The organism is Sphingomonas oryzagri, assembly GCF_029906645.1.
Classification (GTDB): Bacteria; Pseudomonadota; Alphaproteobacteria; order Sphingomonadales; family Sphingomonadaceae; genus Solisphingomonas; species Solisphingomonas oryzagri.
The window spans coordinates 1661560-1675622 of record NZ_JARYGZ010000001.1 but is presented as its reverse complement, the minus strand read 5'-3'; the positions used below and the strand labels follow the sequence as shown (position 1 = coordinate 1675622).

Annotated in this window: 15 protein-coding genes; 9 read left to right on the top strand and 6 right to left on the bottom strand. The window is 67.3% G+C overall.

What is annotated here, in order from left to right; all coding sequences use genetic code 11:
- Window positions 1-105 precede the first annotated feature (105 nt).
- The gene (locus QGN17_RS08175; protein WP_281043988.1) at window positions 106-726 is read left to right on the top strand and encodes an esterase/lipase family protein; all 621 of its coding nucleotides are present in this window, start codon (window positions 106-108) and stop codon (window positions 724-726) included.
- Window positions 727-732: 6 nt separating this feature from the next.
- Here QGN17_RS08175 and QGN17_RS08170 read toward each other — a convergent pair whose 3' ends face one another.
- Complete coding sequence (locus tag QGN17_RS08170; RefSeq protein ID WP_281043987.1) at window positions 733-1425, bottom strand: hypothetical protein; 693 nt, start codon at window positions 1423-1425, stop codon at window positions 733-735.
- A 141-nt stretch (window positions 1426-1566) separates the two neighbouring features.
- Here QGN17_RS08170 and QGN17_RS08165 point away from each other — a divergent pair, with 141 nt between their 5' ends.
- Entirely contained in the window at window positions 1567-1713 is a 147-nt protein-coding gene (locus QGN17_RS08165) for a lmo0937 family membrane protein (protein ID WP_281043986.1), read from the top strand.
- On the opposite strand, the gene QGN17_RS08160 is transcribed toward QGN17_RS08165, so the two are convergent.
- Complete coding sequence (locus QGN17_RS08160; protein WP_281043985.1) at window positions 1710-2633, bottom strand: glutaminase; 924 nt, start codon at window positions 2631-2633, stop codon at window positions 1710-1712. The two genes, QGN17_RS08165 and QGN17_RS08160, sit on opposite strands and share 4 nt — an antisense overlap.
- 45 nt (window positions 2634-2678) lie before the next feature.
- Between QGN17_RS08160 and QGN17_RS08155 the strand changes: the two genes are divergently transcribed.
- A complete protein-coding gene (locus QGN17_RS08155; protein ID WP_281043984.1) occupies window positions 2679-3308 on the top strand; it encodes a trimeric intracellular cation channel family protein in 630 nt (209 codons plus the stop codon).
- A 1-nt stretch (window position 3309) separates the two neighbouring features.
- Here QGN17_RS08155 and QGN17_RS08150 read toward each other — a convergent pair whose 3' ends face one another.
- Both QGN17_RS08150 and sppA read right to left on the bottom strand, forming a co-directional pair.
- Window positions 3310-3837, bottom strand: coding sequence for a GNAT family N-acetyltransferase (locus QGN17_RS08150; RefSeq protein ID WP_281043983.1), 528 nt, complete (start codon window positions 3835-3837; stop codon window positions 3310-3312).
- On the bottom strand, window positions 3834-5714 hold the full coding sequence (gene sppA, locus QGN17_RS08145; protein WP_281043982.1) for a signal peptide peptidase SppA: 1881 nt from the start codon (window positions 5712-5714) through the stop codon (window positions 3834-3836). The genes QGN17_RS08150 and sppA overlap by 4 nt, the downstream gene beginning before the upstream one ends.
- Before the next feature lie 263 nt (window positions 5715-5977).
- On the opposite strand from sppA, the gene groES reads away from it, so the two are divergent.
- The 3 genes from groES (at window position 5978) to QGN17_RS08130 (ending at window position 9612) form a co-directional block, all read left to right on the top strand.
- Window positions 5978-6265, top strand: coding sequence for a co-chaperone GroES (groES, locus tag QGN17_RS08140; RefSeq protein ID WP_281043981.1), 288 nt, complete (start codon window positions 5978-5980; stop codon window positions 6263-6265).
- A 51-nt stretch (window positions 6266-6316) separates the two neighbouring features.
- Window positions 6317-7960: a chaperonin GroEL gene (groL, locus tag QGN17_RS08135; protein ID WP_281043980.1), complete on the top strand. Its 1644-nt coding sequence runs from the start codon at window positions 6317-6319 to the stop codon at window positions 7958-7960.
- A gap of 125 nt (window positions 7961-8085) precedes the next feature.
- Window positions 8086-9612, top strand: a complete 1527-nt coding sequence (locus tag QGN17_RS08130) for a tetratricopeptide repeat protein (RefSeq protein WP_281043979.1) — start codon at window positions 8086-8088, stop codon at window positions 9610-9612.
- Window positions 9613-9743: 131 nt separating this feature from the next.
- Here the strand turns inward: QGN17_RS08130 and QGN17_RS08125 are convergent, their stop codons facing one another.
- Both QGN17_RS08125 and QGN17_RS08120 read right to left on the bottom strand, forming a co-directional pair.
- Window positions 9744-9956, bottom strand: a complete 213-nt coding sequence (locus QGN17_RS08125) for a hypothetical protein (RefSeq protein WP_281043978.1) — start codon at window positions 9954-9956, stop codon at window positions 9744-9746.
- A 128-nt stretch (window positions 9957-10084) separates the two neighbouring features.
- A complete protein-coding gene (locus tag QGN17_RS08120) occupies window positions 10085-10960 on the bottom strand; it encodes an MlaA family lipoprotein (RefSeq protein ID WP_281043977.1) in 876 nt (291 codons plus the stop codon).
- 126 nt (window positions 10961-11086) lie between these two features.
- On the opposite strand from QGN17_RS08120, the gene QGN17_RS08115 reads away from it, so the two are divergent.
- Genes QGN17_RS08115 through QGN17_RS08105 form a run of 3 tightly spaced genes read left to right on the top strand, consistent with a single transcriptional unit; the run spans window position 11087 to window position 14012 of the window.
- The gene (locus QGN17_RS08115) at window positions 11087-12031 is read left to right on the top strand and encodes an ArsR/SmtB family transcription factor (RefSeq protein WP_281043976.1); all 945 of its coding nucleotides are present in this window, start codon (window positions 11087-11089) and stop codon (window positions 12029-12031) included.
- On the top strand, window positions 12031-12969 hold the full coding sequence (gene metF / locus QGN17_RS08110) for a methylenetetrahydrofolate reductase (RefSeq protein ID WP_281043975.1): 939 nt from the start codon (window positions 12031-12033) through the stop codon (window positions 12967-12969). Before QGN17_RS08115 ends, metF begins: the two co-directional genes overlap by 1 nt.
- Complete coding sequence (locus QGN17_RS08105) at window positions 12966-14012, top strand: homocysteine S-methyltransferase family protein (protein WP_281043974.1); 1047 nt, start codon at window positions 12966-12968, stop codon at window positions 14010-14012. The genes metF and QGN17_RS08105 overlap by 4 nt, the downstream gene beginning before the upstream one ends.
- The last annotated feature ends 51 nt before the right edge of the window (window positions 14013-14063 follow it).

Genomic DNA, 14063 nt, shown 5'->3' with positions numbered 1-14063 from the left:
GCCGCACACAGCGAGGATCGCGACCGCCCGCCGAGCTTCGGCCAGTGGGCGGTCGAGGTGCCGCGCGCCGCGCTCGCCATTGCTTCGTGGCTGCCGGCGCGACGGATGCTTGCCACAGCGCCGAAGGGCGATGGGCGGCCCGTGATGCTGCTGCCGGGGCTGGTCAATTCGGACCGGTCGATGGCGCCGATGCGGCGTTATCTCAATCGTTTGGGCTATCGCGCGGTCGGCTGGGGGCTTGGGCGCAATTTCGGCGCGCGGGCGATCGGTGGCGCAGAGGGCGACCGGCTGATCGCGCAGGTGGCGAAGCTCCATGACGAGACGGGCGAGACGGTCACGCTGGTCGGGGTCAGCCTGGGCGGTATCATGGCGCGTTTCGTCGCGCATCGCCGCCCCGATCTCGTCCGCGAGGTGATCACCGTCGCCTCGCCTTATGCCGGCGATCCCCGCGCGACGCGGGTGTGGCGGCAGTTCCAGTGGCTGACCGGTGAACGACTGGACGACGCCGGCGTGGTGGCGCGGCGGCGGGAGATCGCCCGGCCATTGCCCGTTCCGGCCACCGCGATCTGGAGCCGCAGCGACGGCCTCGTCAACGGCCTGATCTGCCGCGCGCCGGACGAACCGGGGCTGCGCTGCATCGAGATACGCAGCGGCCATCTCGGCGTGCAGATCCGCCCGCAGGCGCTGTGCGCGATCGCCGACGTGCTGGGCGGCGTGGCGCGCTGATCCGCCTCAGGTCGTCGGCCACTCCGGCCGCGCGGCGAGCGGCTTGCCGTCCGCGCCGAGGCCGCATTGATCCCGGCCGTGCCGAATATCGGCGACGTTTTCGGAAAGCGGCCGGATACCCATTTCACCGATATTGGCGAGATACTGGTCTGACGCGATCACCATCCACCGATTCAGCGAACGCAGCCGCGCGGACGCGAGGAGAATGCGATCCCGCCCGGTCGCATCGATAGCCGGAGCCTCCAGATCGGAGAGCAACTGCGTCTCTTGCTCGTTCCAGTTCGCCATGATCCGGATTGCCGAGAACTGGCCGGCATATTCGAGCATTTCATCCGGCTTCATATGCGCGGACGCCTGCGACGTGGTCACGACTGTCCACGCATCGGTCGTCCAGATCCGGACTGGGATATCGGGGTGGGTGTTCGGATCGATCGACTTCCCGGTCCGTACGACGGTATCCACCGACTTGAGATAGGCGAGCGCGCAAGCCGCCATCGCCTTGCGCTCGATCGCGAGAACGGCCTCGTCCCGCAACTCCGATCGCATCGTGTCGCGCGCTTCGAGGACCTGTTCGCGCCAGTGCAGGATCTCGGCGATCTGCTCGGCGCCGAGCGCGATCATCACGCCCAGCACGATGATGCCTACCTCGCCGAAAAACTCCCGCCAGCCGTGGACCGGTTTGACCTTGTGGATGTCCATGCGCGCCCCCGCTGCAGCCCTTCTCCCATTAACCGCCAATTCAATCGTTGTCAGCCCGTCACGAAATTCGGAACGGACTGAAAGGCGTGGCGTTTTGAAAGTCTTCCCGCCGTCTGGGTGGCGGGTGCAGGGAGAAGAACCATGCTTTGGACGATCGCCGTCATCCTCATCATACTGTGGCTGCTGGGATTCAGCCTGCACGTCGCCGGTGGGATCATCCATCTGCTGCTGGTGATCGCGCTGGTCGTGATCGTGGTGCAGCTGATCACGGGCCGCCGCGCGGTTTAGGCGGAAAAGACACTCCAGCCGGTGGCCTCCGCGAGCCTTTCGAGCGCGAGGCCACCGAGCTGCGAGTTGCCGCTGGCGTTGAGCCCCGGCGACCAAACCGCGATCGATGCCTTGCCCGGCACCACCGCGAGGATGCCGCCGCCGACTCCCGATTTGCCCGGCATGCCGACGCGGAAGGCGAAGTCGCCGCTCGCGTCGTAATGGCCGCAGGTGAGCATCAGCGAGAGGATGCGGCGCGCGCGGCGATCGGGCACGACGCGGCCGCCCTCCGGATGCCGCCCGCCGAGCATCAGGAAACGCCCGGCCTGCGCCAGCTGCCGACAGCTCATTTCGATCGAGCAGGCGTGAAAATAGGTGCCGAGTACCATCTCGGGCGCATGGTGGAGCGTACCGTAAGACTTCATGAAGTGGGCCAGCGCGCGGTTGCGCTCGCCGGTTTCCTCCTCGGATCGGGCGACCGTCTCGTCGATGGCGATGCCGTCGTCCGAGGCGAGGTAGCGGACGAACTGGACCAGCTCGCCGATCGCCTCGCGCGGGCGATAGCCGGCGAGGTTGACGTCGGCGAGTACGATCGCGCCGGCGTTGATGAACGGGTTGCGCGGTATGCCTTTCTCCGCCTCCAGCTGGACGATCGAGTTGAAGGCGTTGCCCGACGGCTCGCGGCCGACGCGGCTCCACAGCCGGTCGCCGATCTTGCCCAGCGCCAGCGTGAGCGAGAAGACCTTGGAGATGGACTGGATCGAGAAGCCGGTCTCGGCATCGCCGCCGGTGAAGGTTTCGCCGTCGGCGGTGACGATGGCGATGCCGAACTGCGCCGGATCGATCTCTGCGAGGCTGGGGATATAGCGCGCCACCGTTCCGCGATCTGGCGCGGCGCGCATTTCCTCCACGATGTTCGCGATGATGGCGGAAATATCCATGGCTTCCCCTAACCCGTTCGGGCCGAACCGAGTAGAGGGAGGGCGATGCACTCCCATCTCCCCTTCGTCGGGCTCAGTCCCTGGCTCCCCTGGCTCGATCGGGCGGGCCTCGCGGTGTTCGCGGCATCGGGCGCACTGGCGGCGGCGCGGGCCCAACGCGATATCGTGGCAGCCTGCTTCTTCGCGATCGTCACCGCGACGGGCGGTGGCACGACGCGCGATCTGTTGATCGACGCGCCGGTCTTCTGGATGCACGATCCGGCACCGGTGCTCATCTGTCTCGCCACTGCCGCGATCGTGTGGCTGGTGCCGCGCCGCTGGTGGCCGGAGCGCGCGCTGGACTGGTGCGATGCAGTGGGGCTGGCGGCCTATGCCGTCTACGGCGCGGGGAAGGCGCTGCATTTCGGGATCCCGCCGCTGCCCGCCGCGATCATGGGGGTCGTGACGGCGTGCATGGGCGGCATCGTCCGCGACGTGGTGGCGGGCGTTCCCTCGATCATCCTGCGGCGCGAATTGTACGTCACGGCGGCGGCGGTCGCCGCGGGGCTGTTCGTGGGGCTGACCCTGCTCGGCATGATCGCGCCCTGGCCGATGGTGATCGCGGTGGTGATCGGCTTCGGCCTGCGCGCCGGATCGATCGCGCGGGGGCTGGCGCTGCCGGGCTACAAGGGGTGAGCTAGGCGAGAGGCTCGCTCGGCTCTGCCGTCCGCCCGGCCAGATCCTTCTGCCAGAACACCACGTCGTGCCAGCCGCCATGCTTGAAGCCGATGCCGGGCTGGGTGCCGGTATCGACGAAGCCGAGGCGTTCGTGCAGCGCGGTGCTGGCGGGGTTGCCGGCGGTCATCACGCCCATCGCCGCGACGAAGCCGCGCCGCTGAAGCTCGTCGAGCAGCGCCTGATAAAGCGGCGTTCCGATCCTGCGCCCCCGCGCCGCCTCGGCCACGTAGATGCCTGTCTCCGCCACCCAGCGATAGGCGGCGCGGGTGCGGTAGGCGGAGCCATAAGCGTAGCCCAGCACCGCGCCGTCCACTTCCGCCACCAGCCACGGATGGGTCGGCGTGATCCGTTCGATCCGCGCGCGCATTTCGGCCGCGTCGGGCGGATCGAATTCGAAGGTGATCACCGTGTCCGTGACATAGGGCCGGTAGATCGCGGCGATCGCCTCGGCATCATCGAGGGTCACCGGCCGTATCGTCAGGCTCACAGCGCGGCCTTGGCCATCATCGCGCGGGCGGCGCGGACGTCGGCGGGGGAGGGCGGCTCGTCGCCGCAGGCGAGGCAGCGCGCCTGCACGGCCGGGCCGGTCAGGATACGGCGCGCATCGCCCAGCGCGCGGGCCAGCGTCAGGTCCGGCTTCTGCGTCAGCGCACCGAAGGGGCCGACCGCGGCCGTGCCGTCGTCGGTGCTGCTGCTGTTGCCGGTGAGCATCCGGATGAAGCGCACGAAGGCGGAGGTTTCGCGCTCGATGTAGACCGGGTGCACCTTGTCCGGATCGAGCTTCGCGCGGCGCGCTGCCTCGTCGATCGCGTCGTCTAGATCGCCGAAGCGATCGACGAGGCCGATCTGCTTGGCGGTTACGCCGTCCCACACGCGGCCCTGCGCGATCTCGTCGACCTTCTCGACCGGCATGTGCCGCGCCTGCGCGACAATGCCGGTGAAGTGCGCGTAGGTCTGGTTGATGCCCGCCTGGATGAGATTGTCGACCACCGGCGTGGTGCCGCGCAGCACGTCCGGCTGGCCGGAGAGCGGCGTCGCGCCGACCCCGTCCGCCGACAGGCCGACCTTGGAGAGCGCGCCTTCGAAGGTCGGGATGATGCCGAACACGCCGATCGACCCGGTGATCGTGTCGGGATCGGCGAAGATCACGTCGCCCGCGGTCGAGACCCAATAGCCGCCCGACGCCGCGACGTTGCCCATCGAGATCACCACCGGCAACCCCTTGGCCTTGGCGGCGAGGATGGCGGAGCGGATGCGATCCGATGCGGTCACCGATCCGCCGGGGGAATCGACGCGGACCACCAGAGCCTTGAGGTCGCCCTTGGCCACCGCCTTGCCGAGCGCGTCGGCAAGGCTGGTGCCGCCCGCCGTGCCCGACGGCGCCTTGCCGTCGACGATGTCGCCCGCGACGGTCAGCACGCCGATCGCGGCGCCGGAGGTGTCGACCGGATTGGCCTGCACCCAGTCGGCGAGCTGGATCGCCTTGTAGGCGCCGGGCGCGGCCTTGTCGGGCGTGCCGACGATCTTCGCGACGCGCTGGCCGAACGCGATGCGGTCGCCGAGCTGGTCGACCAGACCATGCGCCGCCGCATTCTGGGCGAGCGTAGTGTTGGGAAGCTGGCCCGACGTGATCTGCGCGAGATAGTCGGCAAAGTGCGCCTTGGGCCGTGCCTTGGCGACCTCGCTCTGCCAGCGGCCCCACAGCGCATCGATCAGCGCCTTGTCCTCCTCCTTGGCCTCGGGCGAGGCCTCGGTGCGGGTGTAGGGTTCGACATAACTCTTGTATTTGCCGACGCGGTAGATGTGCGCGGTGACCCCCAGCTTGTCGAGCAGGCCCTTGTAATAGAGCTGCGATCCGCCGGGACCTGCGGTGAGCACCGAGCCCATCGGGTCCATCCACACCTCGCTGGCGTGGGAGGCGAGCAGGTAGCTGGCATCGTCATAGGCGAGGGCGAAGGCGAGTACCGGCTTGCCCTTGGCGCGGACGTCATCCAGCGCGTCGCCGACCTGGCTGATCGCCGCCTGCCCGCCGCCGGTGAAACCGTCGAGATCGAGGACGACCGCCTTCACCCGATCATCGTCGGCCGCCGCCTCCACCGCGCGGATCACGTCGCGCAGACGATACTGGTTGATGTCCGAACCGCCGCCGCCGGAGATCAGGTCGGTCGCGCTGACGTCGGCGGGTTGTTCGGCGAGGCTGCCGTTAAGGTCGAGCACCAGCGCCGCGCCGCCCGACGGGATCTTGTCCTTGCCGCCGGAAAGGCCCGCGAAGATCAACCCGAAGAAGAGCAGCAACACCAGCAGCACCAGCGCGTCCTTCACGCCGACGAGGAATTTCCACAGGCCCTTCAGGAAGCGCTTCACGTGCCGTCACCTTTCCGTCTTGCAGCCGGGCTAGAGGATGGGCGGCGCGCTGGCAATCGGCCCGTCCCGGCGCAGGCACGCATTACGTCCGGCGACTTGAAAATTTCCCTGCGAGGTCGCCTTGACGCTGCCGAAGCGGACGCCATATCCCGCGCTGGCACTCACTGATGGGGAGTGCTAACAACGCCATCAATGCCGGTGCCGAGTCTTTCCCGAGAGGAAGGCGAGGCGGCGGTAGCACACCGAGGAAAGGGTAGCCTCACATGAACTTCCGTCCCCTGCACGATCGCGTGCTCGTGAAGCGCGTCGAAGCCGAAGAGAAGTCGGCCGGCGGCATCATCATTCCCGACACCGCCAAGGAAAAGCCGCAGGAGGGCGAGGTCGTCGCCGCCGGTGCCGGCGTCAAGGACGAGACCGGCAAGGTCACCCCGCTGGACGTCAAGGCCGGCGACAAGATCCTGTTCGGCAAGTGGTCGGGCACCGAGGTCAAGATCGACGGGCAGGACCTGCTGATCATGAAGGAATCGGACATCCTGGGCATCATCGGCTGAGCCGGCGCCTCAAGACTGTCTCTCAAGATATTCTAAGATAAGGAATTCAAAATGGCTGCGAAAGACGTCAAGTTTTCGCGTGACGCCCGTGAGCGCATGCTGCGCGGTGTCGACATCCTCGCCGATGCGGTGAAGGTGACCCTCGGCCCCAAGGGCCGCAACGTCGTGATCGACAAGTCGTTCGGCGCCCCGCGCATCACCAAGGACGGCGTCACCGTCGCCAAGGAGATCGAGCTGAAGGACAAGTTCGAGAACATGGGCGCGCAGATGATGCGCGAAGTGGCCTCGAAGCAGAACGACAAGGCCGGCGACGGCACCACCACCGCGACCGTGCTCGCCCAGGCGATCGTGCGCGAGGGCATGAAGTCGGTGGCCGCCGGCATGAACCCGATGGATCTAAAGCGCGGCATCGATCTCGCCGTCTCGAAGGTCGTCGAGAACATCGCCGCCCGCTCGAAGCCCGTCTCGGGCACCAACGAGGTCGCCCAGGTCGGCATCATCTCGGCCAACGGTGACGAGGAAGTCGGCCAGAAGATCGCGGAAGCGATGGAGAAGGTCGGCAAGGAAGGCGTCATCACCGTCGAGGAGGCCAAGGGCCTCGAGTTCGAGCTGGACGTCGTCGAGGGCATGCAGTTCGATCGCGGCTACCTGTCGCCTTACTTCATCACCAACCCGGAGAAGATGTCGGTCGAGCTCAACGACCCGTTCATCCTGATCCACGAGAAGAAGCTGTCGTCGCTGCAGGCGATGCTGCCGATCCTCGAGGCGGTGGTGCAGTCGGGCCGTCCGCTGCTGATCATCGCCGAGGACATCGAGGGCGAGGCTCTGGCCACGCTCGTGGTGAACAAGCTGCGCGGCGGCCTGAAGGTCGCGGCCGTCAAGGCGCCGGGCTTCGGCGATCGCCGCAAGGCGATGCTCGAGGATATCGCCGTCCTGACCAAGGGCGAGGTGATCTCCGAGGATCTCGGTATCAAGCTCGAGTCCGTGACGCTCAACATGCTCGGCACCGCCAAGCGCGTTTCGATCGACAAGGACAACACCACGCTGGTCGACGGCGCCGGTGAAGAGGGTTCGATCAAGGCCCGCGTCGAGCAGATCCGCCAGCAGATCGAGATCACGACCTCCGACTACGATCGCGAGAAGCTCCAAGAGCGCCTCGCGAAGCTGGCCGGCGGCGTGGCCGTGATCAAGGTCGGCGGTGCGACCGAGGTCGAGGTGAAGGAGCGCAAGGATCGCGTCGACGACGCTCTCCACGCGACTCGCGCGGCCGTGGAAGAGGGCATCGTTCCGGGCGGCGGCGTCGCGCTGCTGTACGCGACGAAGGCGCTCGACGGCCTGAAGGGCGTCAACGACGACCAGACCCGCGGCATCGACATCGTCCGCAAGGCGCTGCAGGCTCCGGTCCGCCAGATCGCCCAGAATGCGGGCGTGGACGGCGCCGTCGTCGCCGGCAAGCTGATCGAGGGCAATGACGAGACGCTGGGCTTCAACGCCCAGACCGAGACGTACGAGAACCTCGTCGCCGCCGGCGTGATCGACCCGACCAAGGTCGTCCGTACCGCGCTGCAGGACGCCGCCTCGGTCTCCGGCCTGCTCATCACCACCGAGGCTTCGGTGGCCGAGCTGCCCGAGGACAAGCCCGCGATGCCGGCGATGCCCGGCGGCATGGGCGGCATGGGCGGCATGGACTTCTAAGTCCCACCGCTTCGTCCGAAGTGAAAGGGAAGGGCCGGGGCAGCGATGCTCCGGCCCTTTTCTTGTGCGGGAGATTGACAGGGGCGCTCCAGCCGCGACAGTCATAGCGAAAACAGGGGGTTGTGATGATTGCGCGAGTTGTGTGCGGGCTGATGCTCGTGCTGTGCCCATGGGCCGCGGAGGCCGCGCCGATGCTGGTCGCATCATCCTCCCACTTCAGGATCTTTTCCAACCAGAGCGATGCGCAGTTGCGGAGCTTCGCGGGGCAGCTCGAACGCTATGATGCGCTGCTCCACCATATCACCGGGATACAGGACGACACGTCCGTGCCGCCGTTGACCATCTACGTCGTCACCGATCCCAGCGATGTCGGCATGGGTTCCAATATCCTGGGTTATTACGCCTCGTTCGCGGCGGGGCCGTTCGCTGTCGTGCCGCGCAAGGTCTATGGCATATCCACCGCCGGCGTTCCGCAGATCGTGCTGTTCCACGAATATGCGCATCATTTCATGCTGCAGAATTTCCCTGCGCTCTATTCGCCGTGGTTTGTGGAAGGCTTCGCCGAATTCTATTCCACCACCCAGATTACCGACACGGGCGCGAACATCGGGCAGCCCGAGCCACTGCGCATCAACGACCTGATGCTGAACTGGACCACATCCCTGCCATATCTGCTGGCGCCGGGCGACAAGGCGCTCACCGTCGCGCAGACGTCCGAACTCTATGCCCGCGCATGGCTGCTGGTCCATTATCTGACCTTGTCCAGCAGGCGCGGCGGGCAGATTTCCGCCTATCTGAAGGCGCGGAGCGGCGGAATGGGGGAGGAAGCTGCGTTCCAGGCGGCCTTCCATGTGTCCATTCAGGACATGGACAAGGAACTCCGCACCTATTTCGCGCCGCATCAATTGCCCTATGCGGCAGTCGACGCTCCGGCGAGCGGCGTTGTCTCCGTCCGCCCGGCGAGCGCAGGCGAGGTCGCGCTCACGAAGCTCGTCCCCCGGCTACGCTGGCTGCAGAATGACGAGGATTGGCTTGCCACCTCGAAGCCGGGCATCGCCGACAAGATATCCGTCGAGCACCATGCGGACCAGCTTGCCGCCGATGCGCGGGTCGCTGGCCGCAAGCAGCCGGACGACATGGCCCTGCAGACGATCGTCGCGGAGTGCGAACTGGCCGCAGGGCAAATGGATGCTGCTCGCGAGACGGCATCCGCGATCCTGAAGGTGCAGCCCGGCGATGCACGCGCGCACCTCGCCCTCGGCATGGCGATCATCGCCGGCGCGAAGCCCGGCGACATGTCCGCGGTGCTTGACGGGCGCAAGGAGATCGTGGCCGCGAACCGGGCGGCGCCCGACGATCCGATGCCGCTGATCGCTTATTATCGCAGCTTCGCCGATCACGGCCTGCAGCCGACCGCGCTGGCGGTGCAGGGGTTGGAGCGTGCCCAGCAACTCGCGCCGCAGGACGAGCAGGTGCGGCTGATGCTGGCAAGGGAGGAGATCGCGCTCAAGCGCTATCGCGCGGCGGTGACATTGCTGCGGCCGGTGGCGTTCGCGCCCCATCCGGGGCCGCGTCGCGACGAGGCGCAGAAACTTCTCGCCAGTCTGCCCGACGAACATGAGCAGGCGCCGCCGGCCGTGGCGGGTTCCTGATCGGGCACGCCCCGGCGCGCCGGGGCGGTTCTCATCGGTAAAACCAAGGCCAAAACAAAAAGGCCGCAGCGCCCGGATGGGGGCGCGCGGCCTTTCGTCCACTCGACCGGGCCGAGGCCCGATCGGCGTGATTACATCGCGTTGGTCGCCGCGGCGTTGTCCATCGCAGCGGCCGAGTTGTCGGTCGCATCGGCGGTGGCAGCGTTGACGTCGGCGATCGCGTCGTTGGCAGCGGCGTTCAGATCCGCAGAAACGTCGGCGTTGTTGGTCGCCTCGGTCTTCTTGCAGGCGGCGGCGCCCATGGCAACCGCGACGATGAGCGGCAGCGCGACAATCTTCTTCATGTGCATCTCTTCCCTGATGACGGAGCACTGGTTCGGCTTACCGGGTGCATATCTCAGCAAGCCCCCCCAAGCCGTTCGCACGCCTAGCGCCTTGCGCGTGTGCTTGCAATGCCGAGTGTGCGGAGGGTTTATTTCGGCGACGTGCCATCCTGAGGCGCAGGTGCAGGCGCAGGGGCCGGCTGCGGCTGATCGGGCGTGGGCACCGTGGCGGCGGGCGCGGCGGCGTCGGCAGCTGGCGCTGCGGCATTGTCCGGCCCGAGATCGTCGAGCGCGGCGTTGAGCGCGGCATCGTCGCCGGTGGCGCCGCTCGCGTCGTCGCGATCCTCGATCTGTGCCTGGCGATGCTGGAGATAGGCGGAGCGCGCCACCGCATAGCTGTCCGCGCTGCTGTCGAGCAGCGAGTCCGCGCCGGAATCGATCAGGTTCGCACGCGCATCGACGAACTCGAACGCGGTCAGCCCGGCGGCCGGCCAGAAGCTCAGCTCCTTGCGGATCACGATGCGGTACGGATCCACCCACTGCGACGCGACCGTGCCGATGCCGTCGCGGATCGTCGTCGGCCCGTAGAAGGGCAGGACGAGATAGGTCGATTTCTTGGCGCCCCACACCGCAAAGGTCTGGCCCAGATCCTCGGGCGTCTTGGGGTAGCCGTTGCGACCCGCCACATCCATGAAGCCGCCGATGCCGACCGTCGTGTTGATCACGAAACGGCCGAGCGAGTTCAGCGCGCGCTTCGGCTTGCCCTGCAGCAGGCCGTTGATGAAGGAAAAAGGCTCGGTCACGTTGTCGAGCATGTTCGACAGGCCGTGGCGCACGGGATGCGGCATCACCGCGATATAGCCCTTGGCGACGGGCTTCATCACCGCCTTGTCCAGCCCCTCGTCGAGCTTCCACATCTTGCGGTTGAAGCCTTCATAGGGGTCCCCCGGCGTCTTGGGGCCGGTGGTGGCGCATCCCGCCAGCAGGATCAGGGCAGGGAGGGTTTTCCAGGCGCGCGTCGACAAATTCATCCCCCCTTGCGGATACGGCGGTGTAACACTTGCACCGGAGATAGGTTGCCGCTTGCCACGCAGGAAGTGGCCCCACAAGTCGATTGACCGATATAAGGATATCTTTATATCGTTATTCCGATGAAGGACGCCCTCGCCATTTTTCGTGCGCTCGCCGATCCTACCCGGCTTCGGATTGTCGCGCTGTTGCGCGTGATGGAGCTTTCGGTGGGCGAGTTGGCACAGGTGCTGGGGCAGAGCCAGCCGCGTGTCTCGCGCCATGTGAAGATCCTCGCCGATGCGGGGCTGACGGACCGACGGCGCGAGGGCAGTTGGGTGTTCCTGGCGCTCGGCGATCCGCGCCGCGTCGCGCCGGTGTTCGATGCGATCGATGCCTGGGGGCAGGGCGACGCGTCGGGCGATCTCGCGCGTCTCGATGCGGTGCGAGCCGAACGATCGGTCGCGGCGGAGCGCTATTTCGAGGGCCATGCGGCGGAATGGGACGCGATCCGTTCGCTCCACGTCGCGGAGGCCGAGGTGGAGGCCGCGATCGGCCGTGTGCTGGGCGATGGGCCGCTCGGCCGCCTCGTCGATGTCGGCACCGGCACCGGGCGGATGCTGGAACTGCTCGGCCCGCGCGCGGAAAGCGCGATCGGCATCGATCGATCGCCCGAAATGCTCCGCTTTGCCCGCGCCAAACTTTCCTCGCGCGCGGAGGTGGCCTGGGCCGAGCTACGGCAGGGCGATATGTACGCGCTGCCGCTTCAGGATCGCTGTGCCGACATCGTCGTGCTTCACCTGGTGCTGCACTATGCGCAGCAGCCTGCCGCCGCCGTGGCCGAGGCCGCGCGCCTGTTGGGGCCGGGCGGCCGCCTGCTGATCGCCGATTTCGCCCCGCACGAGCGCGAGGAGCTGCGCGATCAGGCCGCGCACGCGCGCCTGGGTTTCTCCGATCAGCAGATGGAGGAATGGTTCGGTGCGGCCGGGCTGGCGCCTTCCCATATCGATGCGCTGGAAGGCGGGGAATTGACCGTGAAGCTGTGGCTGGGCGAACGCCCGGCTGAGCCTGTCCGAAGGGTTGCGTGATGCCGACTATGTCCGAGCTGGAAGAGGCGCGCCGCGCGCTCGATGCGCCGCTCTTCGCCGATCTGGCGGGGGACGCGCAGGTGTCGTTCGAATTCTTCCCGCCCAAAACGGAGAAAATGGAAGCGCAGCTGTGGGATGCGATCCAGACACTGGCGCCGCTGGGGCCGCGCTTCGTTTCGGTGACCTACGGCGCTGGCGGATCGACCCGCGAACGCACCCACGCGACGGTCGCGCGGATCGCAAAGGAAACCTCGATCCCGGCCGCCGCGCACCTCACCTGCGTCGAGGCGACGCGCGAGGAGGTGGACGCAATCGCGCGCGCTTACTGGGAGGCGGGCGTCCGCCACATCGTCGCGCTGCGCGGCGATCCGCCGACGCTGGGCGAGAAATATGTCGAGCATCCCGGCGGCTACCGCAACGCCGCCGATCTGGTCGCGGGGCTGCGCAGGATCGCACCGTTCGACATTTCGGTCGCGGCTTATCCGGAATGTCACCCTGACTCGGTCGACAGCCAAGCCGACATCGACAATCTGAAGGCGAAGATCGACGCCGGGGCGACCCGCGCGATCAGCCAGTTCTTCTTCTCGCCCGAGGCCTTCTTCCGCTTCCGCGATCGCGCGGCGGCGGCAGGGATCGAGGCCGAGATCGTGCCCGGCATCCTGCCAGTCTCCAACGTCGCGCAGACGCGCAAGTTCGCGAGCGCTTGCGGTGCCGCGATCCCGAGCTGGATGGACCGGCTGTTCGAAGGGCTGGACGACCAACCCGCCGCGCGCCAGCTCGTCGCCGCGACGATCGCCGCCGAACTGTGCCGCCGGCTCTATGCGGGCGGCGTGCGCCACTTCCACTTCTACACCCTTAACCGCGCCGAACTGGCCTTCGCGATCTGCCACCTGCTGGGGCTGCGCGCGGGCAAGACGGCGCTGGAGAAAGCCGCATGAGCAAGGCTGAACTGTTCCGCGCCGAGGCCGCCAAGCGCATCCTGCTGACCGATGGCGCTTTCGGCACGATGATCCAGGGCTATGGCCTCGACGAGGCCGCCTATCGCGGCGAGTACGACACGGGCTTCGACCAGAAGGGCAATAACGACCTGCTGGCGCTGACCCGGCCCGACGTGATCGACGCGATCACCCGCCAGTATCTGGAGGCGGGATCGGATATCGTTTCCACCAATACCTTCAACGCCAACACGATCAGCCAGGCCGACTATGGCGCCGAGTTCCTGGTGCGTGCGATGAACCTTGCCGCCGCCGGGATCGCGCGCAAGGCGGCCGACGATGCCGAGGCCGCCGACGGCCGCCCGCGCTTCGTGGCGGGTGCGGTGGGGCCGACCAACAAGACGCTGTCGCTCTCGCCCGACGTCAACGATCCGGGTTTCCGCGCGATCGATTTCGACGAGTTGAAGGATGTCTATCGCGATCAGGTGGACGCGCTGCTCGACGGCGGTTGCGACTTCATCCTGATCGAGACGATCTTCGATACGCTGAACGCCAAGGCCGGCATCATGGCGGTGATCGAGGCGGGCGAGGCGCGCGGCGCTCCGGTACCGCTGATGATCTCGATGACCATCACCGACATGTCCGGCCGCAACCTGTCGGGCCATTCGGTCGAGGCCTTCTGGGCGGCTGTACGCCACGCCAAGCCGCTGACGATCGGCCTCAACTGCTCGTTCGGCGCGCCGCAGCTGCGCCCGCACGTCGCGGTGCTGTCGGCGCAGGCCGATGCGCTGATGATGGTCTATCCCAATGCCGGCCTGCCCAACGAACTCGGCGCCTATGACGAGGAGCCGCACACCACCGGCGACTTCATCGCCGAATGGGCGGCGACCGGCCTGATCAACGTCGTCGGCGGCTGCTGCGGCACCACGCCCGATCACATCGCTGCGATGGCTGCGGCTGTGAAGGACCAGCCGCCGCGCAAGTTGCCGACGCCGCCGGTGAAGATGCTGCTGGCGGGGCTGGAGCCCTTCGTGATCGCCGCCTAGGTCGCCGCCCTTTTGCTGAACATCCGTTCGGCCTGAGCGAAGTCGAAGGCC